The 21906-nt window shown below is 41.1% G+C and carries 18 protein-coding genes and 1 pseudogene; 9 read left to right on the forward strand and 10 right to left on the reverse strand.

The window, feature by feature from the left end; genetic code table 11:
* The first annotated feature begins 1107 nt into the window (after positions 1-1107).
* Positions 1108-1362, forward strand: coding sequence for a DUF4405 domain-containing protein (locus ACZ5A8_RS11030; protein ID WP_464533928.1), 255 nt, complete (start codon positions 1108-1110; stop codon positions 1360-1362).
* A 225-nt stretch (positions 1363-1587) separates the two neighbouring features.
* Here ACZ5A8_RS11030 and ACZ5A8_RS11035 read toward each other — a convergent pair whose 3' ends face one another.
* From ACZ5A8_RS11035 to ACZ5A8_RS11045, 3 genes are all read right to left on the reverse strand, one after another.
* Positions 1588-2928, reverse strand: a complete 1341-nt coding sequence (locus ACZ5A8_RS11035; RefSeq protein WP_464533929.1) for a DUF7343 domain-containing protein — start codon at positions 2926-2928, stop codon at positions 1588-1590.
* A 116-nt stretch (positions 2929-3044) separates the two neighbouring features.
* Positions 3045-4127 (reverse strand): hypothetical protein, encoded by a 1083-nt coding sequence (locus ACZ5A8_RS11040; RefSeq protein WP_464533931.1) that lies wholly within the window; start codon positions 4125-4127, stop codon positions 3045-3047.
* A 172-nt stretch (positions 4128-4299) separates the two neighbouring features.
* Positions 4300-4680 carry an ArsR/SmtB family transcription factor gene (locus ACZ5A8_RS11045; RefSeq protein ID WP_464533932.1) on the reverse strand — a complete coding sequence of 127 codons (381 nt, stop codon included), beginning with the start codon at positions 4678-4680 and terminating at the stop codon, positions 4300-4302.
* A 1233-nt stretch (positions 4681-5913) separates the two neighbouring features.
* Here ACZ5A8_RS11045 and ACZ5A8_RS11050 point away from each other — a divergent pair.
* Entirely contained in the window at positions 5914-6867 is a 954-nt protein-coding gene (locus tag ACZ5A8_RS11050) for a hypothetical protein (RefSeq protein WP_464533933.1), read from the forward strand.
* Between the two features lie 388 nt (positions 6868-7255).
* Positions 7256-7903: a hypothetical protein gene (locus ACZ5A8_RS11055; protein ID WP_464533935.1), complete on the forward strand. Its 648-nt coding sequence runs from the start codon at positions 7256-7258 to the stop codon at positions 7901-7903.
* Between the two features lie 30 nt (positions 7904-7933).
* Here the strand turns inward: ACZ5A8_RS11055 and ACZ5A8_RS11060 are convergent, their stop codons facing one another.
* Positions 7934-8119 carry a hypothetical protein gene (locus ACZ5A8_RS11060; RefSeq protein WP_464533936.1) on the reverse strand — a complete coding sequence of 62 codons (186 nt, stop codon included), beginning with the start codon at positions 8117-8119 and terminating at the stop codon, positions 7934-7936.
* Here ACZ5A8_RS11060 and ACZ5A8_RS11065 point away from each other — a divergent pair.
* A complete protein-coding gene (locus ACZ5A8_RS11065) occupies positions 8118-8360 on the forward strand; it encodes a hypothetical protein (RefSeq protein ID WP_464533937.1) in 243 nt (80 codons plus the stop codon). The genes ACZ5A8_RS11060 and ACZ5A8_RS11065 overlap by 2 nt on opposite strands.
* Here ACZ5A8_RS11065 and ACZ5A8_RS11070 read toward each other — a convergent pair.
* Both ACZ5A8_RS11070 and ACZ5A8_RS11075 read right to left on the reverse strand, forming a co-directional pair.
* Positions 8337-9710 (reverse strand): HEAT repeat domain-containing protein, encoded by a 1374-nt coding sequence (locus ACZ5A8_RS11070; protein WP_464533939.1) that lies wholly within the window; start codon positions 9708-9710, stop codon positions 8337-8339. The genes ACZ5A8_RS11065 and ACZ5A8_RS11070 overlap by 24 nt on opposite strands.
* A 418-nt stretch (positions 9711-10128) precedes the next feature.
* A complete protein-coding gene (locus ACZ5A8_RS11075) occupies positions 10129-10893 on the reverse strand; it encodes a dolichol kinase (RefSeq protein WP_464533940.1) in 765 nt (254 codons plus the stop codon).
* A gap of 140 nt (positions 10894-11033) precedes the next feature.
* Between ACZ5A8_RS11075 and ACZ5A8_RS11080 the strand changes: the two genes are divergently transcribed.
* Together ACZ5A8_RS11080 and ACZ5A8_RS11085 are read left to right on the forward strand one after the other, a co-directional pair.
* Entirely contained in the window at positions 11034-11777 is a 744-nt protein-coding gene (locus ACZ5A8_RS11080) for a carbonic anhydrase (protein WP_464533942.1), read from the forward strand.
* 1094 nt (positions 11778-12871) lie between these two features.
* Positions 12872-14605: a TolB family protein gene (locus tag ACZ5A8_RS11085; RefSeq protein ID WP_464533943.1), complete on the forward strand. Its 1734-nt coding sequence runs from the start codon at positions 12872-12874 to the stop codon at positions 14603-14605.
* Positions 14606-14826: 221 nt separating this feature from the next.
* Here the strand turns inward: ACZ5A8_RS11085 and pncB are convergent, their stop codons facing one another.
* Positions 14827-16032 (reverse strand): nicotinate phosphoribosyltransferase, encoded by a 1206-nt coding sequence (gene pncB, locus ACZ5A8_RS11090; RefSeq protein WP_464533944.1) that lies wholly within the window; start codon positions 16030-16032, stop codon positions 14827-14829.
* Positions 16033-16311: 279 nt separating this feature from the next.
* Here pncB and ACZ5A8_RS11095 point away from each other — a divergent pair, with 279 nt between their 5' ends.
* Both ACZ5A8_RS11095 and ACZ5A8_RS11100 read left to right on the forward strand, forming a co-directional pair.
* On the forward strand, positions 16312-17496 hold the full coding sequence (locus ACZ5A8_RS11095) for a trans-sulfuration enzyme family protein (protein WP_464533946.1): 1185 nt from the start codon (positions 16312-16314) through the stop codon (positions 17494-17496).
* A gap of 167 nt (positions 17497-17663) precedes the next feature.
* Positions 17664-18170, forward strand: coding sequence for a type 1 glutamine amidotransferase domain-containing protein (locus ACZ5A8_RS11100; RefSeq protein WP_464533948.1), 507 nt, complete (start codon positions 17664-17666; stop codon positions 18168-18170).
* A gap of 509 nt (positions 18171-18679) precedes the next feature.
* Here the strand turns inward: ACZ5A8_RS11100 and ACZ5A8_RS11105 are convergent.
* The 3 genes and pseudogenes from ACZ5A8_RS11105 to ACZ5A8_RS11115 form a co-directional block, all read right to left on the reverse strand.
* Positions 18680-18949, reverse strand: coding sequence for a hypothetical protein (locus ACZ5A8_RS11105; protein ID WP_464533949.1), 270 nt, complete (start codon positions 18947-18949; stop codon positions 18680-18682).
* A 685-nt stretch (positions 18950-19634) separates the two neighbouring features.
* Positions 19635-20246 (reverse strand): hypothetical protein, encoded by a 612-nt coding sequence (locus ACZ5A8_RS11110; RefSeq protein WP_464533950.1) that lies wholly within the window; start codon positions 20244-20246, stop codon positions 19635-19637.
* A 292-nt stretch (positions 20247-20538) separates the two neighbouring features.
* Positions 20539-20673, reverse strand: a pseudogene (locus tag ACZ5A8_RS11115) (IS6 family transposase); the annotation flags it as partial.
* Between the two features lie 104 nt (positions 20674-20777).
* On the opposite strand from ACZ5A8_RS11115, the gene ACZ5A8_RS11120 reads away from it, so the two are divergent.
* Entirely contained in the window at positions 20778-21764 is a 987-nt protein-coding gene (locus tag ACZ5A8_RS11120; RefSeq protein WP_229392404.1) for an NAD(P)-dependent alcohol dehydrogenase, read from the forward strand.
* The last annotated feature ends 142 nt before the right edge of the window (positions 21765-21906 follow it).

Raw genomic sequence — 21906 nt, forward strand, 5'->3', positions numbered from 1 at the left:
GAGTTATCTGATACGGACCCAGCGTGTTTTTCCTTTATTACTCACCCTGGTTTTTATTTTCATTATGTATTCAACACGGATTTCAAAAAGCAGTGAATGACAATATAAATAGGATCTGGCTCTTACATCTACATTGTTGATGTTTTTGAGTAAAAAAATACACAGGCTGGTTTGCCCTATTTTCACTTCCCGAGTTTCGCTTCCCGAGTTTCGCTTCCCGAGTTTCGCTTCGGGAGCACGAGGTCCTTTTCGCTTCGCTCAAGAGGACTACCTGATGGGTTTAGCATGAGTTGAGCTCAAGAGAACTAATTTAGGGGTTATAGCAGTGATCTTTGCTCAAGAGTCCCAAAAAGGATTAGATTACAAATATTGCTGACCCGTGCAACCTTATTAACTATAATGAGTCGTTCCTGTCACGCTCGACGCGGGAGAGTGGTCTTACAAAATGAAGAGGGAGATTTCCCTCTTTCTACTCCTTCTATTTCTTTTTTGATTGGTACCAGACGGCTGGCGAAGGAATCTGGTGTCGTGTGGGTTAAATAGCATTTCTCGGGGTTAAGGAGATATTTCTCAGGCCAGGAAGAGTGTTTTTCTAGAATTTCTGTATAATTTAATTTTACCTGGTATATATAGGCTCGACAGCTATTTTCTCATGGTTAACAGGCTGAACGCAGTCGCATGAAAAACGGGAAAATAGGATTTGGAAGTACTGTTTTAGATATTCGGGAATTACATTAACCTGTTATAAGGATTACCTGATTTTGCAACCAATTTTTGTAAATAGTCAGAGAGTAGAGCTTAAAACAACTGTATCAAGGTTTAAGATCCAATATAAATAGTTAAATTAATTTGCCGCTTTCATATAGCTTAAAATCTAAAATTAATTTCTTTTTTAACTCTTTTTCTGCAAGTATCTTTATTTCTTTGTCTGGCAATTAGAAGATTGTACAGCGGTAGGCTGGAAAACAGCATGACTGTAATAGTAAAAGGCTTACGAATCAAAAAGTAACCAAAGGAATTGGTAATGGTACAAAGTCACAAAAATACAACAGAGACGTAGAAGTTACAATGGAGTAAAAAAATGAAAAGGATAAACTTAATTATATCGTGAATGTCGCCCTCTTCGCTCAATTTGTCCTGGTTGGCTATTCAGGACTTTTATTGTTTATCAACGACCATGGGACGTCCCATCTCTGGAAGTTAATCCATGAACAGCTTGGGATTCTAATGCTGATCTTCTTTATTGCCCATATTGCACTCCACTGGAACTGGATGGTGTTCACCACAAAGAAATTTTTCACAAGAGAAAACGAAACGAAGGCCGGTGAAATTATCGAGGCGAATTATATTTCTATGGATTAAGGTTAGTAGAAAAACTGGAAAAATTAAATTTATTTGGCAAATTATGGTCATCTGGATATGCCAAAAAGTCATCCAAATATATGAGCAGGTTGTCCGGGTATGCAGATAAGTTATCTGGATATACGAATAACTTGCCGTATTTGCAGCATTATGCCGGGTTAGCATGCCCGGCTATCACGGTTATATAGATATAAAAAAATTAAAGAGTATTGAGTCCAGGGGAGTTTATCTTTCCTCATCCCGCAGAATTACAACATTCCCACGTCCCCGTTTGAACTTCTCTATCAGCTCTCTTCTTTCCAGGTCTGCAAGCATGAGGCTGACTTTTCCTTCGGAATACCTCAACTTGCTGCGGAGATCTTTCTGTGTAATCCTACCTCCCTGGCCCCGGATTATATCCATGATCTCCTGGAGGTCTGCAGGGAGAGGGAGGTTCTTTTTGATAGCAGGGATTTCTGGCTCGAGAATCTTTTTGGGTTCAGGCACCTGTGCTGGTTCTTCAGGAGACTTTTCTTCAGGAGACTTTTCTTCAGGAGACTTTTCTTCAGGAGACTTTTCTTCAGGAGACTTTTCTTCAGGAGACTTTTCTTTATCCCCTTTTGCTTCCTGCTTGAGGTCTGCAGGTTTTATTTCAGGCATGTCATGTATGAGATACTCTCCTGTGATTTCGGCATGTTTTTCTTCTTCCCGAACTTCATAACCTGACTCTCCGAAGTCCGATTCTCCTGAAAGTCGGGTTTCTACAGGCTCGACAGGAAGTTCGTGTTCGGTCTTCGATTCAATTCGTTCATCAGGCACTTTTGCCGAAAAATCGGGTACACTTACAGGCACAGACAGTTTTTCTGAGAGTTTATCTGGAACAGTTTCATTTTTTATTTTTTCTTCCAGAAGTCTGCTTTTCTCCAGTTTATTTGTTTCCGGCTGGCTTTTTTCCGGTTTATCGGTTTCTGGCTTATTTTTCTCTATACCTCTATGTTTCTGGAATCTATAGCCACCAGCTAGAAGGAGAGACAGCATAAGAGCTGCAAGGAAGTAATATCCGGTTGAAGAGGAGGGTCCGTTTATTTCACGGGTTTCAGTGATACTTACATTATCAGCGCTTGAGTCATCGGAATCTGAGTTGTTAACAGCATCTGATTTATTATTCACTGTTTGTATGATAGTACTGGAATTTTCCATATCTTCCAGGTTTTTGGAAATATCTCCCACTTCATAACTGTCCATCAGTTCTTCGGAATATATAGGGAGGAGCAGGAGGTCAAACACATAGCTTCCTTCTCCTTTAATTTTTATCGACTTTTCGGCTGAATAGATAAGAGTGCTGTTCTGATAATAGCTGGCTGTGATAAGGTAATCTCCAGGCTCCAGTTCAAAAGAGTACACGCAGTATTTCGCCACCATTGACTGGGAGGGAGTGGAGTTTACCTCAATCACAGCATTTTCCAGAGGTTCGAAGGTATCCCAGCCGTATACCTCTCCGTGAATTGTGGCTGTGCTGTCTGCCGAGACAGGTACCGCAAGAAGCACTGCGGCAGCAACGCAGATAATGTAAACGTTCAGATTCATTTTTATCAGGAAACCCGGGTTACGGTTTGGATTCTCTTATCTTTTCAGACTTTATTCTTACATATTTTTCGTGACTTTATAGATTCTCTTTAATAAAGCTGATTCTATTCAATAAGCTAATTCGTTTCAATAAAGCTAATTCGTTTCAATAAAGTTTCTCTTATCCCGGTTCCCGGACCATGTGGGCCCATAGCAGTAACCTTACTCTCCATCTTTCCTGGTTCTTCCGGACCCATTTTTTCTTCAAAGAAAGAGTTTACAGCCCATCGTTCTTCTTTCTTTATTCCGCCCCTATCTTCAATGCTGTATGTCCCGTTTCCAAAGAAAGTCGCGTATCCTTCTCCATCCGCCGCCTCAACAGTTATATTTTCGCCATTAAGCAAGAGCATTTTGTGGGAACCGGAAATCTCCACATCCGCAGACTGTATATGGTAGACAAGTACATTTTCCTGCCGCCCTTCTTTAATTTCAAGCGTATAATTTCCTTTAACATAAACCGTAGAATCGGGGGAAATCTCCATAATTACTATTTCACCTTCTTGCAGATGTAGACTGAGATCAAAACCGCCTATTAAGGTAACTCTGCCTTCTCCTTTTGCACTGAGCCGGGCTGTTTCATTCAGTTCTCCACTTCCGGGCATCAGGCGCTTGAATTCTTCAAATATATCTTTAAGGACCAGATTGGCTCGAATCATGCTCTTCTGTGACTGGATCAGATATTCCTTTTCTGCGCTTTCAGCAGATAAACCGTCTTCTGAATTTTTGTACCCTGCAGAGCTGCTGTTTTTTTCGCCTGCTGAAGAAGCTGCAAGAGCTAGGTAATTTGCCTCTTCTACAAGGCTATTATACTCTTCAAGCAGGGCTTCAAGCCTGCTCACATCCTTTCCCTGCTCCCTTAGATACTGGACCCCAGACTCTAGCCTTGCAGATATAGCTTCTGCTTTTTCGATGTTATTGTCGAGCATGAGTGCTGCATCTCGCAGGGAACGGGCTGATCCCTGACTCTCATCAGGCATGCCTGGGGGCGGACCATGAGGACCTATATCCACGCCTGGCACCTCATTTCCTTTATTCAGGAGTCCGGCGTAGGGGGAAAAAATGCTCCTGTAGAGGTCTCCCGGAGCTTTATAAGTAGAAGGCTGTGCCTGTGAATCAACACAACCTGAAATTACGATAACTCCCATAAGTATAAGAATCAAGGACAAGAGTTTGATTTTCATGCTGGTCTACGCCTTCTGGTAAATATCACTGGACTCTACTTTTTATTTACATTTTTATATTTTAATATTTGCTTTAGATCCGGAAATCTTTCTTGAAAGCATGCCTGCGGCAATTTCATATCCCGGGTTCGCAATAAACCCCCGAAAACTCCTAAACATCCGATCCGTCCGGGTTTTTCAGGCTGTGCTGCCGGAGCATCGTTAATATAAGGGACATATCCGGACTTTTTTTCCCGGGCAGAAGGATAATTACTTTCTCGACTGCCTCATACACTTTTATTTCTCTTCCTTTCCTGCTCCACTTTACCTGCCTCACCCTTATTAACCCGACTTCAAGAAGAGAATCCAGGTTGTATTTGAGGGTATTCAGGCGTACTTCAAGTTCATCTGCAATATCAGCCGCAGACATCGATCTCCTGTCAAGCAGCTTGAGGATCCTGATCGAAGTCTTATTAGAGAGAAGCCGGGCAATTTTCCTGGAATCTTCGGAAAGCTGCAGGATCAACAATTTTTCCTCCGGGTTTTCAGGCATTTTTTGTCTCCGGTATGATCTCCGAATAATACGATAATTTATAATAACTTCTATGATAGCCTCTTTGAATCGTTTATGAGCTATTAGGAATACCCGAAGCCGTTATTTTGCAGGTATATGATACAACAACATATGGTCTCGATTATTTGTTTCAGCCGAACCTTTCATAATTGTACAGTACGAAATGGCACGGTGTGAAAGCATATATGAGGGTTTATTGGGTGAGGATTATAGTGGGTTGGACGGTGGATTATTCGGTATATTTCTGACTGCAGATGCTGTATCTGGATTTAAAGATAAAAGCATACTTACTCTCCCAGTTCTATTTAATTATTGAGTTTAATAATTATCCTTTAAGAGCGCTTATTTTTACATTTAATGCTTTATAACCCCTATATCTCAAGTTTTGAGAGTCAGGATTTCCTGAAATCTTTTAAGCAATCTTATTATCTATTTATATGTCATCTTTAGATTTGATAGATATCTCCAGTACATCTAATACATCTTTATCTCTGTCATTTAATGATGAACCCCAAAATAACCTCAGATAAACAATATTGTACAAATAGATAAAGAACAAAAAAATCTAAATTGATTCTGCTAATCGGATGGACTCTGTCTTTTTGCAGATTAAAAGTTCATTATTTCTCTAATTTCCTTCTGGTCTCTCTTCTTTTAATCTTAATTTTTATAACTCCCCTCTTAATTTCTATCTGGAAAATGAAACCTGGTATCATTAACAGGTATCTCCTTCTGTTTTTTCGATTATTTTCGATTACACAGAGCTGAGGCAGGTGCAGATTTATGGATAAGGAGCAATGCGGTTCTTAAGGTGCTGCAGTTCCGTGCCTTGAAGTTCTGCTCTATATCCCGGGCAAATTTCATACCTGAATCAGTATGAAGATTGCCTTTCTGCTGCACCTTAAAATCACTGAACCCTTATCAGGCAGGTCGTCTCTGACTATTCAAATAGCTAATCTATTACATACATTTCTTCAGTTACATGATATCGTTTTTTAGTGGTTTAATAAGTGTTAAGCTCAAAATTTAAGCTTAATTTAATAAACTAAGCTTAAAGAAAGCTTATTTGCTAAATAGAATTCCGATTTCTTTCTTATTTCTGAAAGTAAGCTTATATTTAAGCCAGCTTATTTCAGGAATGTCAAGCGGCGAAAAGTTGCTTGAATTAAACAGAATAAAGTAAACTAAATGAATAATTTACGGAGATATACTATGAAAAAACAAGTAGTAAGATCAGTTGCCAGTTTTGCGGTAGTGCTGATGTTCTTAAGCATCATCCCTTCTGGCGCTTTTGCTTTAGAAAATGGGACCAGTGTATATCAAGCAAATGAAAAAGAATCTGGAAAGATGATGCCAGGAGGTATGAGGCATGGGGGGGCAGGGCCCGATGGAATGCGTGATATGGGTTTCGGTCCTGCTGAAAATATAACCGAAGAAAATTTCACTGAAATCCAGACTGAGATGCTTGATTCAATTACTGAAAAAATTGCTGAGCTCCAGAGCGTGTACAGCAACGTAAGCGAGGCTTCGACTGCAGAGGAACTTCAAGCGGTTTTGCTCGCAGAAAGGCAGGCAAATGCTGAAGGTGCGGCCTCTGGTGAAAAGAATGGATTCCGTGGTGAAATATGTAGGCTGCGCCTCTTTGAAGCCGGGGATGTAACCGAGGAGAAATTTACTGATGTCCAGACTGAAATGCTTAATTCCCTTCAAAATATGACCGAAAGCCTCGAAAAAACACAGATCAAACTTACAGAAGCAGGTGAAGAAGACAGGGCTGAAGAACTCGATGAGAAAATCGCTGAGCTTCAAAATTTATATACTGAAGTGAGTGAGGCTTCAACCGCAGCAGAACTGAAGGAAATCATATTCTCTTACCTGCAAACACAGGCCGTTACATCTCTTGAAAAGGATATCGAATTCCTTAACGCCAGGATTACGGAGGGTGAAAACGCAACAGATGAACAATTCGAGGAAAGGATTACCAAACTCACTGCCCTGATTGCAGATCTCGAAGATGCTGAATCCCTTGATGAGCTCAAAGAAATTATGTCCACTGAAATGAAGGATGCAAAAGGCCCAATGCAGCAAGGCGGTCGAAGAAATATGCCCGGACGTCCTGACAGCATGCAGGTGAACAGTACCGAGGAAAACAGCACCGAGGTCTAATCTTCTGAAATAGTCATTTAAATTCTCTTGTTTGAGACCCAGTATAAGAAACCCACACTGAAAAAGAAACCTACACTGAAAAATTATATCAGGAGATCAGTCCACTAAAATCCATACCAGAAATCAATCCAGAAAAAATCGAAAAGGCTCCCTGAAGGAAGCCCCTCAAAACTACACCATATATGATGCCAGAACCCGATATAAAGAGGGTGGATGGGGAGATAGAGGAGCATACTCTACTCCTTTTCCTTTTCTGGCATCAGTTGCCTTCAGGATACAGGGATGGATTTTTTGTTTTTAGCTTATTCCGACTACATATTTCCAATTAGCTTGTTCAGATTACTTATTCCCAGATATTATCCGAATAGATTCATTAGAGGCTGTATACATGAAGCTTTTTGATTTGATTAAAATCTTTAACCTTAAGAAAATTTCCATTTTTTCTGTCTTATTGATTATCTTCAGCATTGTCCCCAGTTGTGCACTTGCTGAGGAGGAAACTGCACAACCTTCATTTCCGGAGGAAGATTTTGATACTATGCAGAGCCGGATGATCGAATCAGTCGATAGAATGATAGTAGCTCTTGAGAATTCCATAGAAGGTCTTGATACTGATATCCTTCAATCGGCTGAAGAAATGATAAACGGGCTTACCTCGATTAAGGAAGAAGTTTCCGAAGCCGAAACGGAATCCGATCTCCAGACAATAAGAGAAGAACTCGATACCCTGCTTGAAGAGGCTCCTGATGAATTGAAGAGCGTTTCCGGGTTTGGAATGGGTTTTGCCGGACAAGCTCAGAACGGAAGTAAGGCTCCTCCACGGGGCTATGGTAACATGTCCGAAGGGAGTCCCGAGATGCCACAGGGGGCTAATGTAATGGGTGACAATGCAAGTATGGAAAAACAGGGAATGCCTGGCAAAGCTCCCGGTGAGCAGGAAGAAGCAGACATTGCAGAAGATAGTAATACAGAGGCATCCACTGATGCCGGTTTCTTTGGAAAGCTTATTAACAGCCTTAAGTCTCTTTTCAGTTGATCCGGAAAACGGCATGAAGTTGAGATTATTTTAAAGCTTCAGGAGCAAAAATGGAAGGGTCTGTCCTTTCCTTTTTACAGTTCTTTTTTGCAGTTCTTTTTTGCAGTTTTTTCTGCTGTCGATTTTGAACTGCAAAATGATTGTTCTTGCAACTATGCGAACAGCACGCAGCCGGCTAATAGCCCTTGAAATGGATTTAAATAGTACCTGAGACATGACCGGGACTTCCTATCTGACAAATCTGATTAATGAGGATTTCACTCTGGCTAATGTTAAAGACAAAGGCTACACTGTCTACTATGACGCAGATAATAGCATAAATAGCTGGCTTGATAGCGAGATATATACTCTGATTGATGGGGGTAAACTAACCCTCAATCTCAGGTTCGGAGTAACCTCAGGGCAGAGTAACTCGTATAGAGTAATGGGCACCTTATTCCGAAATCTCGAAGCTTGACGACCCGAGGTTTTTCACCTTTTCCAGTGCAGTGCCGGATTTATTAATTTTTTCGAGAGCTTTTGATGCGGCTTTTCTTACGGAAGCGTCAGGATTCTCAAGTGCTCTTGCAAGACCTGAAACCGCTTCGGGAGTACCTATATTTTCGAGTGCGGAAATTACAGCTTTATGTATCAAAGCGTCAGGGTCTTCAAGGACTTTCAGCAGTTCAGGAACGGCTTCTTTTGCCTTTATCTCTCCAAGTGATGCAGCAGCAGCCTCCTGTACAGTACTTTTCGTATCGTGAAGAGCCTTCAAAAGCCCTGGAATAGCTTCTGTTTTTCCTGTCCTTCCAAGCCCCAGAGCTGCAGCCTCCCGGATCGAACTGTCAGCGTCATCAAGAGCTTTAACCAGACCTTCAACGGCTTCAGTTGTCCCTATCTTCCCAAGTGAGATTACTATCGTTTTCCTTACAGGACTATCATGTGTATCAAGGGCTTTAATAAGGCCAAGGGCAGCTTCAGGGGAAGCGATATCCGCAAGTGCATCCGCAGCCCGACTTCTCAAATACCAATCTGTATCATCAATTTCCTTCAAAAGAAAAGAAACGGCTTCAGGTGTGCCTACTTTCCAGAGGGCTTCTATTGAAGCCTTTCTTACATTTCTGTCAGAAGCATTCAGTGCTTTTACAAGAACTGGCACCGATTCTGAAGCACCGATTATTTTGCGGAGGGCTTCTGATGCCGCTTCCTGTACTGGTTGTCTTGAATCCGTGAGCACTTTCATAAGATCTGCAAGGATATCGGTTTTTGCTCTTTTTCCAAGAGTTTCTACAGCTTGCTGTCTTATCGTGTTATCCGGGTCTTCAAGTGCTTTTATAATCCCGCAGGCTGCTTCATAAGTATTTATTTTTCCAAGGGCAGTTATTGAAATCTTTTTCAGGGGACTATCCGAACAACCAAAAACTTTAGTAAGCCCTGAAACAGCCTCTGGAGACCCGATTTTCATCAGCGCTTTTACTGATTCTTTCTGTACGAACTTGTCCGAATCGCTGAACCCCTTAACAATTCCGGAAACTGCCTCTGGTGTGCCTATTTTTCCGAGAGCAATTATTGCAGTTTTTTTGACAGAACTTTCAGGTTCGTCAAGCATTTTTATCAAACCTGGCACAGCATCCGGGTCATTAATTTCCCCCAGGGCTTCCGAAGCAGCAGCTTTTACCTTCGAGCTGGAGTCTTCAAGTGCTTTAAGCAGAATAGGAACGGTATCAGGATCCCCGAGTTTTCCAAGCTCTTCTGCAGCAGCTGCCCTGTTCCCAGCGAAAACAGAACGTTCTACTTTCTTTATCAAACTCTTTGTGTTCTCATCCATCTCTTTCCATCCCCAATAAATATGAAAACTAATCCGGATATTCTTAAGCAGTTTCAGGGAGTCTTCAAAATTTTACAGTGTAAGCCTTAAAAAAACGATTTTTATGCAGTAATACTATATGGAGTCGTGTCTCATCGAGTTGAAGTCGTGTATTCATAACATCTGGCCTAATCCATAACATCTGGCCGGAATCATTAAAATTTGCAACTCCCCCTAATTTTTATATAATTTATCCCCTAACATGCTCTATTTTTTTATATATTACATTCGAAGATATATGAACTTTTAGATTGTCAGTCGGATAATTTAAAAAAATGCAGACTTTCAGTTCAGGCTCTCAGCTCAGGCTTTTAATTAAGGTTTTCAAGAACAAAAAGACAATTCTGGAATATTCTATCAGTAAAGAATAATGGAAAAATCAATAAAGTGCACTGGTAAACGAAGGAAAATAATAGTAAGCTCCGAGCAGGATAGATAAGCTAACAGCAGGCACTGTGATATTGTCGTCCACATTTTCTATTCTTTCTACAAATGAGCATACTATTCCTGCAAGAATTCCTGCAATTCCCATTTTTGCGCCGATAACTATACACAGCACAAGCATACCTGCAGTCCCTTCCCAGGCTTTTGTCCTTTTATTGTATTTCAGGTTCCTTATTATTCCAGTAATCCCATCCCCATACGCCATAAAAAGCACCGGAACCACTCCAAGCCAGAAAGTTCTGTCAATATACCATGTAAAAAATACTATCAGTCCCCAGCTCAATGTGAAATCCACATCATAAATGTTTTCCGGGTCCTGGAACCAGTACATTCGCCTATTGAGCTTATGCGGGATATACGTAGCAAAAGCAAGCCCGAAGGCCATCAATGCCGGCAGTATTGGTTCGTGAGCAACAAAAGGAAGAAGCATTGCTGTCAACCCGCCTGCTAAAAAATGAATTGCTTTTCTGGAGAAGTACATTGAAGAATTGATCGACCTTCCTTTTCTTAGAGCAAATTCATATACCTTTTTTGAGAGAACAAAAAGGACAAATAAATTCCAGACTGCAAGCCCTGCAAATACAGGCATGTCAGCATATATTGACTCCATGGGAACCTGAAGCACAACCTGCATGACATTCTCTACATCTTTAAAATATATGGCTTTTTGGATTTTTGGTGTTTTTGGTAAATCAGGCATACAGATTAACTATATGGGGAAAGTTTGCATTTCGAGTTTCCATATCAAAATATATTTACTTTTATTTTTTTATCTTTTTTTAAATAAAAATAGAAATGTCTATATAATTTATAATCTTCACACTGTTATGGAGGATTTCTATGAAATTTGACAGGATCTTTATGGTCCTTCTTCTATCCCTGGCACTCACCCTTGCGGGAAGCGGGTGTGTCTCGCAGGGCGAAGGAGCAGAAGAAGACGAAAATGTAGATTCAGGGGCTGAGAGAGAGGTATCGAATATCCGGGCAAACCCTGTAACTCCCTGGAATCCCGAACCAACCGAACCGGATATTGATCCCACTGCTTACATTCACCCTCAGGCATCGGTAATAGGGAATGTGAGAATAGGTGCAAGTGTAATGGTTTCTCCTATGGCTTCGGTCAGGAGCGATGAAGGTATGCCGATCTTTGTAGGAGACGAGACTAATGTCCAGGATGGTGTTGTACTCCATGCCCTTGAGACCATTGACGAGGAAGGCGAGCCTGTAGAGAAAAATCTGGTTGAGGTTGACGGCGAAAAATATGCGGTTTATATTGGAGAAAGGGTTTCTCTTGCCCACCAGTCTCAGATCCACGGCCCGGCTTATGTTGGAAACGAAACATTCATTGGCATGCAGGCCCTCGTTTTCAAGGCTAAGGTAGGAAATAACTGCGTACTTGAGCCGAAATCAGCAGCAATAGGTGTAACGATCCCTGACGGGAGATACGTCTCTGCAGGCACTGTAGTAACCTCTCAGGCTGAAGCGGACAAGCTGCCAAAAGTTACGGATGATTATGGATACAGGCATACAAATGAAGGTGTAGTATACGTAAATACTAACCTGGCTGAGGGATACAACGCGTAACAACACTACTGTGAAGGTAGAATAAAACAGAGAAGTAGAAAAATAAATAGAGTACATGGGACAGGAAATATCCAGGAGATAAAATTCCAAAAGATGAACCGTCTTTTAACCGAAAAAACCTTTAGAGAATCTTTTTTCTCTGCCCGGAATTGCCTGCCTTATTCTGCTTTCGGGCAAATTCTATATTTAACCTTCTTTCTCGCGCACGAGTTCTGGATTTATCCTTTCAAAAAAAATTTCATCTGTCTCGCCCGAATTGCGCCTCGCCCGAATTGCGCCTCGGGAGTACGCGTCCTTTTCGCTCCGCTCAAGAGGACTAAATTCTGGGTTATCGGAGTTATTTCCGCCCAATAGGGCTAAATTACAAATATCTCTGATCCATGCAGCGTTATTCGCTATATCAAGTAATTCTTGCCACGTTCGACGCAGGATAGAGACCTTTCTCAAAAAAGATGAGATAAAACAAAGACAAAACTTTGTCGTAATAACCTAAACTTACTGTAATAGTATAAATAGAGAATGTTTGTATTAACCTATCAATTAAAAAGCGGTTTCCTGGGTTAAGAGAGTATTCTTTTCGATCTGGGCATGTTTCTGGCAATGTTTCTCCTATAATGTTTATCTGGCAGGTTGATCTTATTAAACAAAGAATAAGTTCTGATCTTTACCGTGTCGTTCACCATATGGATTTTTCTTACTACTTTCAATGCAGAGAACGGTTTTTCAATAATGTGGTGCGGGTTAAACAGTGACTACCAGATTAGACAAGTACCTTTCAGGACGGAAAAATTATTTTTAACATATACCTAAAATCTGATTCTTTTATTTGACTGCTATAAGTTTAGACAATTTTTTCCGGATCATAAATAGTTAGCAACGCTTCTGGAGCATGAGAAGGAAGTCAGGAAATTTATCTCTGGTATTACGAAATAGTGCCGACTAATTAGCCCATGATTTTCAGAGTTTTCAATTTATGGTTATCTATTTCCTGAATTCAGTTAAAGAGGTATAATATGGACTAAGGTTTCGATACAATATATAATTAATCATTTATAATGATAAACTTAATTTATTTAAGTTAACGGTGAGGACTAATGGGAAAAATACTCAAAGATTTATTTTTGTTAATGTTCATTGTAACTTTTCTTCTGCCCGTAGAGGCAGTGCCCAATGAACTGTCCGAGTATGGTAACTTTACAGATGTACCGGGATCAAACGTAACAGAAAATGCTTCTAGAAATTACTTTGACTCCGATTCCGGCTTAATCTGTGTTGCCGCAGGAAAGACTGCAAATTATGGCGAAATTATTTCTGCAGAGGATCTTGTAGAAGAAATCACTTTTTTAACTGAGAGTCCCGAATCGGAACTCTATCCGGTCTGGACCCCGGATAGCGATTATATTCTGTACACTGTTAAAAGAAATGAATCGGATAATGAGTCTGATAATTTCGAATCATATAGAATGAAAGCAAATGGGAGCGAGATAGAACGAATCGGTATTGGGGAAGGAAATCTTACTGGCTTCAGCGATTTAAGCCTAGATGGAAGAGATCTGGTTCTTATGAAATCAATTGATTCTCAGCTTGATCTTTATCTGGCAAGCCTGGAAAACGGAACGGTAACCCCTGTTGCCAATGATCCGCAGGTCTCCGAAGGCTGGGGTGCATGGTGCCGCCTTGGAAAATTGATTACCTACACGCAGGAATCTGCAGGTATGCCATCTCAGTTGTGGATAGTCAACCGGGACGGAAGCAATAACACAAGGCTCGGGACTTCTGAAAATGTGGGGATTGGAAAGGACTGGTGTCCTCTTGGGCTGAGAATTATATACAGTGCGAAAGAGTTAAAAGAGACATATGATCTGTGGGTGGTAGACTTTTACGGTACAAACCAGGTCCAGTTAACGAATACATCATACAACGAATGGAACCCTTCTTTCAGTCCTGACGGAAAGTGGATAGTATATGTCTCAGATGAAGGGGGGAGCCCTGATATCTGGATCAGGGATATTGAAGGAAATTATAGAGCTAGACTTACAAACAACACTGGAAGCCCTGATTCTGTCCCCAAATGGAGCCCAGATGGGTCAAAAATCGTTTTCGCAGGATACAACCGGGGAAATAATTCTACTATTGATATAACAAATACTGATGCAATAAATGATTCGAACATTACCGGTTCGGATGTTGATTTGATAAACGACTCAGATGTTGATTTGATAAACGGCTCAGGTATTGATGTAATGAATGGCTCGAATGTGAGTGCAATAAACGATTCGAGCGTTGATCAGACAAATGGTTCGGATACAGCTACAGTTAATAGTTCCGACATTGTTGTCATCAAACTCTTATTTGAACCTTATATTCCACCTTCTCCAAAAATTACCAGTTTCAAAATCGATCCTCTAGAAGGAGTTTCTCAGGAAGGAAATGTCACAATTTCCTTAACGGTAATGAATGAGGGAGGAAATGCGAGTGAGGGGAATATCTCGATTTCCTTCCCTGGTAAGGAGAAGATCCAAGGAATAGAATGGACAGGCAGTATCATTAATATTTCTTCAGAAGGTAGTCCTGTTCAGGGAAAAGATGGGGAAATAACTGCGCAATACCCACTTGTTGAACTTGTGGAATATGAATGGAATGCAGGGCAGGAAGAAACTCTCAACGTGACAGTAATACCGAATAATGAAACAGAGGAGATTGTATTTTTCGTACGGACCGGGCTGAAAGACGACCGCACGGAAACTTACAGGAGAGATCCTTTATCCTCTGCAGACAAAGACCAGCAGGGATTTGACGCCTACAGGTATTTGTTGAATGTGTCCTGAGAAGCGGAATATTTCTTCTTAAAGTAGGATATTCGGTTATCAAATCAGGACATTTAATAAAATTTAATTATTGAAGCAGGGTATTTTGGCTTTTACACATTCAAGCCTGTACTCTTTATTTTTTATTTTTTATTTTTTGCCCTGAGTTAATTTTTGATATTTTTTTTCTCTTACGTAATAGTTTTTTCTCCCTTTTTTTCCTTTTTTCCTTCTCCTTTAACTCATTCGTCCAGTCCTTTTCTTCCGACGATATAATTTGCTACTCTAAGAGCATCCTTTTCTCCGGTCTCTTTTTCGGGAGAATCACTCAATTTCACCACCGGGATGCCGTTAATGCTGTGAAGTTTTATTACCATATTCAGAGGGGGACTTTCTCGGAAAAATTCGGAATTGTTAGTAAGGCTTGTGCCTATCCCGAAGCTGCAGTTAATTTTACCTTCACAGTATTTTTTGAGCCGGATTGCGGCTTCTGCATCGAGGGCATCGCTAAAAACGATTACCTTTTTCATGGGGTCAATGCCCATTTCCCTGTAATGCTCTATAACCCTATCCACAAAGATGAAAGGGTCTCCGCTGTCGTGCCTGACACCATCGTAGATTTTTGACAGCTTAAGATCCATATCCTTAAAGAAAGCCTCAGAGCCAAATGTATCCGTAAGAGCAATTCCAAGGTCTCCGTTATATACCTCTACCCAGTTTTCAAAAGCGAAGCGGTTAGCGTACCTGAGCCCTACAAGAGCAGAAGTGCCCATAATCCATTCGTGCCCTACCGTGCCTATAGGTTTTAAGCCGTACTTTTTTGCAAAATAAACATTGCTTGTCCCTGTCAGGGTTTTTATCTGCACGAGGCTTTTCATTACATGGTCCTGGAGTTCAAAACTTCTCCGTCGGCGGGTCCCGAATTCAGCAAAAAGGCAGTAATTTTCCTCAAGAGCCTTTCCGATTTCCAGGATTTTTTCTCCATAGGCTGAAAGTATGGACTCGGATGTGGCAGGACTTTTCGTGTTTCCGTTCCACTCCTTTTCTATATTTGTAAAATAGAGCTCGGAAACCGCAGCCATAAGGACAATCTCCCAAAGAATCGTGCTGTGCCATGGTCCTTTTATCCGCATATCCAGTTCTTTTTCCCCGGCAAGACAAACCTGTACCTCTTCTGGCTTGAAGCGGAAATTTTTGAGGTATTCCAGGTACATGGGTTTCAGAAAAGGACAGTGTTCACCAAGCCAGTTATATTCGTCTTCTGTCAGCATTAGTCCGGATATTTCTTCGTCTATGACCCGCCTGAGCTCTTCTACAAACTCTTCGGAAAAGCGCTGGGATCCCCGGTTAGTAAAACGATATTCTGCTTCTGATTTAGGAAATAATTCCAGTACAGCCATTTGCATGGTGAATTTATAAAGGTCATTGTCAAGTATGGATTTTATCACGGAAGGCCTTCCTTTAACGTTTTAGGTTGCTTCTGGCGCAACATCCGTAACTTCGTGGTAATATTGCGACTTTTTACTTCACATATAGTTTCACGTATATAGCCTGTTATATTTTTAAAATTTCTTTTTAAAATTTCTTACATCTTTGCATAAAGCAAGTTTTCTTTATTAAGTTCGGAAAGACCTTAAATCTTTTTCCTGCACGTCCCGCCAAACAAATAATTACCGGAAAGACAGATATCTATTTCGGACATCAATTTTAACAGGGGTTTTTGGGATATGGAAAGAGAACTTAAGTTCGCAACTAAATGCGTGCATGCAGGAGAAAAACCGGATCCGGTATTCGGAGCGCACACAACTCCTATATTTCAGACTTCGACTTTCATTTTTGAGAGCGTTGAGCAGGGGGCTTCCAGGTTTGCAGGAGAGGAAGACGGGTATATATACACACGTATCCCTCCGAACACACCCACACACGCGGTCCTGGCAGAAAAATTTGCTGCGCTTGAGGGAGGAGATATAGGGCAGACCTTTGCTTCAGGTATGGCTGCAATAACTGCAGTTGTGTTTTCTGCCCTGAAACAGAGAGATCATCTGATCTCAACGGATGTGGTATATGGCTGTACATACAGCCTGTTTTCGGAGGTTCTTCCCAGGCTAGGGATAAATGTCAGTTTCGTAGATACAACCGATATAGAAAATGTAAAAAGGGCCATCAAGCCAGAGACTAAAATGATCTTTCTGGAAACACCTGCCAACCCTACACTGAATGTGTGTGATATAAGGGAGATTGCCGGGCTTGCTAAGGCACAGGGAGCCATCTGCGTCGCAGACAATACCTTTGCCACGCCTTATTTTCAGAAGCCGCTTCTCCTCGGGGTGGATGTCTCCCTTAGCAGCTGTACAAAATATATAGGCGGGCATGCAGACCTGCTTGGCGGAGTTGTTGTAGGAAACAGGGACTTTATGAAGAGTCTGGCAAAAGTTGTCGGATATACAGGCGGAGTCATGGGTTTGCACGAAGCCTGGCTCTGCATAAGGGGGCTTAAGACCCTGCACATCAGGATGGAAAGGCATGCCGAAAATGCCATGAAGGTTGCTAGCTTCCTTGAATCCCATCCCGGAGTAGAATGGGTACGATATCCAGGACTCCCAGGCCACCCACAGCACGAGGTCGCAAAAAAACAGATGAGCGGGTATGGCGGCATGCTCTCTTTCGGAATAAAGGGCGGGGTTGAAGCCGGAAGCAGGCTAATGAATAGCGTCAAGCTCTGTTCTCTTGCAGTTAGCCTTGGGGCAACCGATACCCTCATCCAGCACCCTGCTTCTATGACACACGCCTGCGTTCCAAAAGAAGTAAGAGGGAAGGTGGGCATTACTGACGGACTTGTGAGACTGTCTATCGGAATTGAGGATCCTGAGGACATAATTGCAGACCTCGAACAGGCTCTTTCAAAAGTTTAATGCCGGACATGAAGAGAATTTCACCTCCTGGTGAATTTCACCTCCTAGAAGGTTTCACCTGCTTTATTTTCAGAATCAGACAAGATATATTTGCCTCCGGAATAATCTGTTGTCTGCATTTAAGTTCAGGATTAAAACCAAACACTAAAACTCGGGGGAATTTCATTATGAAAGCACTTGTATTCGGAGCCGATGGTTTTGAAGATACGGAACTTTTCTATCCTTACCACCGTTTGAAAGAGGAAGGAATAACCACACACGTAGCCTCTATGAAAAAGGGACCGATAACAGGAAAACATGGGTACCAGATAGATGCTGATGTTGCCTTTAAGGATGTGAATCCTGCAGATTATGATATCCTTGTAATATCCGGAGGAAAAGGGCCCGAAAAAATGAGGCTTGACAAAGACGCACTTGAGATTACAAAACACTTCTTTAAAGAAAACAAACCCGTTGCTGCAATCTGCCATGGTCCACAGGTCCTTATTTCGGCAGGCGTAATAAAAGGCAGGAAAGCTACCTGCTGGATAGGAATAAGGGACGACATTATAGCCGCAGGAGCACAATACGAAGATAGTGAAGTTGTCATTGATGGGAACTTTGTATCATCAAGGAGCCCTGCTGATCTTTACGCTTTCGGAAGGGAAATGATTAGAATTACTAAACATTTGTAACTAAACTAATTTAAGGAGTATGGGGTTTGGGGGTGGTAGGCAAAATCACTATTACAATAAAATTTAGTTTATAAAGTTGGTCATGAAATATTTCAAGACGTTTTTAAGTAAGCTAGCTTCAATATATTAGATCGTTTAGGAACCAGGTGACGTGGTGCCAGTCGTGGCACTTGTCGAAGAGATTGTCCCTCGGGATATGTGTAAAAATAGCTATTCTTTGGCTTAACCTGGCCTCTTATATACCAGTTTAAACAAAAAAGTCTTCTGCGTCATATTAAACTAGCTGGAATGGATCATTAGTCTCAGTTGACTATATTGGGGCTTACGCGGTTGAATTAAAAAAATCAATAAGTTTTAACCTAAAACTATCTGGGGCATGACTTTAATTTCAATGTCCCTTACGCTTGATTTAGTTTCTCAAGTGCGTAAGTCCTAATATTTTGCCAGATTTAATCACTAGCTCATCATATAATATTATAAATCATCTCTTATTTTATAAATTCCATCACTTATGTTCTATTTCTTGGTATTAAAAATTTCATGGAATCGGCAAACTTAGAAATATTCATAATATCTGAAGGAGAAACAGAACTATTTGTTGAATTCCATATAGTTATATTCTCAGAAGTTGTATTTTGCACCGTTGAATTCTCTGTAGTTGCGTTCCAATTGGTGATATCTGGCATATTCCATGCCGCAAACGTATTCCCTGTTAATGCCATACAAAGCAACACCCCAACAAATAGGGATATTGCCCTCATTCCTTTATATCTACTCATATTTTTGACTCCGCATAAGAATTTAGTTAATAGAACTTAAATCACAATTTCAGACAATTTTAGTTAAATTGATCAGCCTGAAACAAAGTGGGAGCGATGATGCAATACTGCAATTTGCCTATGAAATAACAAATAGAACTTTAAAACCCCCAGATACATGCATAAGAGTTCAAACAATATAATATATAAAGAAGTATAGATTAGAAAAGAAATATTTGATTAAAATATTAATATATTATCAATAATTAAACGAAAAAATAAATTCATAAAGACTTACGCATTTGAGGTACAAAATCAAGCACATGGACATATAAGATAATTTAATGAGCGTGTGACGTGGTGCCTGTCCTGGCACTTATCGAAGAGATTGTCCCGGGATATGTTGAAGATGGTATTGGGGTGTGGTGTTACCTTCTTTTATAGCTATTTATATACACTCATATAGCAGCAAAAATCAAGCCAAATATACAGGTACACACCTACAAAACTAATCAAAAACCGGGCTCGGCAATATAATTTAATAAGAAAAAGGAAAAGTTTGAGCAAGTACATAATATATACCATAAAATGTTTCAAAAATAGGTGTGTTATTTCGGAGTTGTCTTTGCGAAATAACAGGTTTATACCATAAAATGTTATTATGCATTAGAAATAGCGTACAGGTATATACCATAAAATATTGTTGTTAAGCCGACTTAGATTCACTACTCAGTTGCCTTATACGGTTTTCCATGCGTGATATATGTGTTTCCTTATCGAGCCCATGCTCTTCATCAAACGCTTTACCCATTTGCGTCATTGAATAATACGGCAGTAGCTGTTCAGGGAGTAAATTATAATCACTTCTCGTTTTTAGCTTACTACGAGGTGGATATCTACAGTAGGTCTCCATATGTTGAATTTCATCACTCACCCGATTTAGACTAACTCCCCGCCTGATTCTTTGCAGGTATGCTACATATGCCTCTATTCCCTTCTTTGTTATCTTGTAGCGGTAGGCTCCGTCAGGTCCTTTAGCCTCCAATCGTTGAATATAAGGTAACGTAATTATCTTACCACTTCTTTTGTGAATCTTCTGGTACCTCGACATTGCAGCGGAAATTGTAGCACGCTGAACGCCTAGTATTTCTTCAAGGTCGCGTGTAGTCAGTGGTTCATCTGTCCACATCAGAGCTTCTAATATTCTGAACTTCAAAAAATTATTCCCATGAGCAATTCCTAATGCAACTATGTTATCACCTATATGTTTTATGTGTAAACCAATATCTAGAGCCTTGATAATAAAGGTTTGTTCCATAGCATAAAATGTTTCAGAAAAAGAATAACAGAAAATGTTGCTTTCAGGATATGTTTGGTACTGTGCCGAATTCAATATATCCTGAACCCGTTTTATTGGCTTCCAATAGTTTGGGAGATATAAGTGTCCTAGAAAAGTGTTTACGATTGGCTACGAGGCTTAGCGTGGATTGTCACTATATGTACGTGCTTGGTTCCATCCAGTTCTTGCTTCCTTAGAACCATAAGAAAATTACGGGTATAATGAGAGCAGTGCCATGAACATACCCCATGCTTGCAGCGGGGTGCACCAGTGCAACTTTGATTCCTCTTTTTGCCATCATTTCCTTTAAATTTCTATAGCTCAATGGATATTTTAAGTACCATCTTACTGTTTGCAAAATGATTTCTCCTACAAAGTGTTTCCATTTAAAGGCATTTACTGGCATATTATATACTCTTAAATTCCTATTTATTTCATAATATTGATCTCATATTTTTTTGCAACGGAACCCAAGAAAGGAAATGTCGTCATAACTGTGGAGGAACACTCATGAAAGCGGTTGTATGCACAAAATACGGACCACCGGAAGTTCTTCAGCTCAAAGAGATAGAAAAGCCTGCTCCCAAAGACAATGAAGTGCTGATAAGGGTTCACGCGGCAACCATAACTCCGGCAGATGTCGCTTTTCGAAAGGGTGACCCCTTTATTTCAAGATTATTCACCGGCCTCCTTAAGCCGAAGTTCACACCGGGGGACGAGATAGCTGGGGAAATTGAGGCTGCAGGCAAAAACGTCAGGGGATTCAAGAAGGGAGACAAGGTTTTCGGATCAGGCGGTACTGCTTTTGGTGCTCATGCAGAGTACAAATGCCTGCCCGAGGAAGCGGCGCTGGCAATAAAACCGGCCAATGTGGACTATGGGGAAGCCGTTGCAGTCTGCTATGCCGGACTGACTGCACTGCCTTTCCTTCGAGACAAGGCAAATATTAAGAGCAGGCAGAAAGTCCTCATCAATGGTGCTTCCGGATCCATAGGCACTCTTGCGGTGCAGCTTGCCAGGTACTATGGGGCGGAAGTGACCGGCGTATGCAGTACAGCGAATCTGGAGCTGGTCAGATCGCTTGGTGCTGATAAGGTGATAGATTACACCAGAGAGGATTTCACCAGAAGCAGCCAGACCTACGATATCATTTTTGACGTCGTGGCTAGGAGCTCATTTTCACGATGTAAAAATGCACTAAAGCCAGGCGGGGTCTATCTTACCACTTTCCCTTCGCCGGGAATAATGCTGCAGGCGATATGGACCTCAAAGTTTAGCAGCAAAAAGGCAATGTTTGCGGCCACGGGTCTGAGACCGGCAAGCGAAAAGGTGAAAGATCTGCTCTTCCTCAAAGATCTAACCGAGGCCGGAAAGATAAAACAGGTTATTGACAGGCGCTATCCGCCGGAACAGATCGCCGAGGCTCACAGGTATGTTGAGAAAGGACACAAGAAGGGAAATGTAATTATAACTTTTGAACACAATGACAAAACCTGACAAACTTCCGGATTGTGCTTGGCCTGACCATATTCATCGGGGAAGTGTCATTTGTCACGTGGCTTTTGTTTAAGGGTTGAGCAATACCGGAAATGGGATGATGAAGTTGATTCGTTAAGTGTTTGAGAAGCAGGAGACAAAA

The organism is Methanosarcina subterranea (assembly GCF_055385895.1).

Excerpts from the sequence above, each read along its gene's own strand:
- ACZ5A8_RS11035 (WP_464533929.1), bottom strand. The coding sequence starts at position 2,928 with ATGAATCTGAACGTTTACATTATCTGCGTTGCTGCCGCAGTGCTTCTT.
- ACZ5A8_RS11045 (WP_464533932.1), bottom strand. The coding sequence starts at position 4,680 with ATGCCTGAAAACCCGGAGGAAAAATTGTTGATCCTGCAGCTTTCCGAA.
- ACZ5A8_RS11050 (WP_464533933.1), top strand. The coding sequence starts at position 5,914 with ATGAAAAAACAAGTAGTAAGATCAGTTGCCAGTTTTGCGGTAGTGCTG.
- ACZ5A8_RS11055 (WP_464533935.1), top strand. The coding sequence starts at position 7,256 with ATGAAGCTTTTTGATTTGATTAAAATCTTTAACCTTAAGAAAATTTCC.
- ACZ5A8_RS11065 (WP_464533937.1), top strand. The coding sequence starts at position 8,118 with ATGACCGGGACTTCCTATCTGACAAATCTGATTAATGAGGATTTCACT.
- ACZ5A8_RS11060 (WP_464533936.1), bottom strand. The coding sequence starts at position 8,119 with ATGTCTCAGGTACTATTTAAATCCATTTCAAGGGCTATTAGCCGGCTG.
- ACZ5A8_RS11070 (WP_464533939.1), bottom strand. The coding sequence starts at position 9,710 with ATGGATGAGAACACAAAGAGTTTGATAAAGAAAGTAGAACGTTCTGTT.
- ACZ5A8_RS11075 (WP_464533940.1), bottom strand. The coding sequence starts at position 10,893 with ATGCCTGATTTACCAAAAACACCAAAAATCCAAAAAGCCATATATTTT.
- ACZ5A8_RS11080 (WP_464533942.1), top strand. The coding sequence starts at position 11,034 with ATGAAATTTGACAGGATCTTTATGGTCCTTCTTCTATCCCTGGCACTC.
- ACZ5A8_RS11085 (WP_464533943.1), top strand. The coding sequence starts at position 12,872 with ATGGGAAAAATACTCAAAGATTTATTTTTGTTAATGTTCATTGTAACT.
- ACZ5A8_RS11095 (WP_464533946.1), top strand. The coding sequence starts at position 16,312 with ATGGAAAGAGAACTTAAGTTCGCAACTAAATGCGTGCATGCAGGAGAA.
- ACZ5A8_RS11100 (WP_464533948.1), top strand. The coding sequence starts at position 17,664 with ATGAAAGCACTTGTATTCGGAGCCGATGGTTTTGAAGATACGGAACTT.
- ACZ5A8_RS11105 (WP_464533949.1), bottom strand. The coding sequence starts at position 18,949 with ATGAGTAGATATAAAGGAATGAGGGCAATATCCCTATTTGTTGGGGTG.
- ACZ5A8_RS11110 (WP_464533950.1), bottom strand. The coding sequence starts at position 20,246 with ATGGAACAAACCTTTATTATCAAGGCTCTAGATATTGGTTTACACATA.
- ACZ5A8_RS11120 (WP_229392404.1), top strand. The coding sequence starts at position 20,778 with ATGAAAGCGGTTGTATGCACAAAATACGGACCACCGGAAGTTCTTCAG.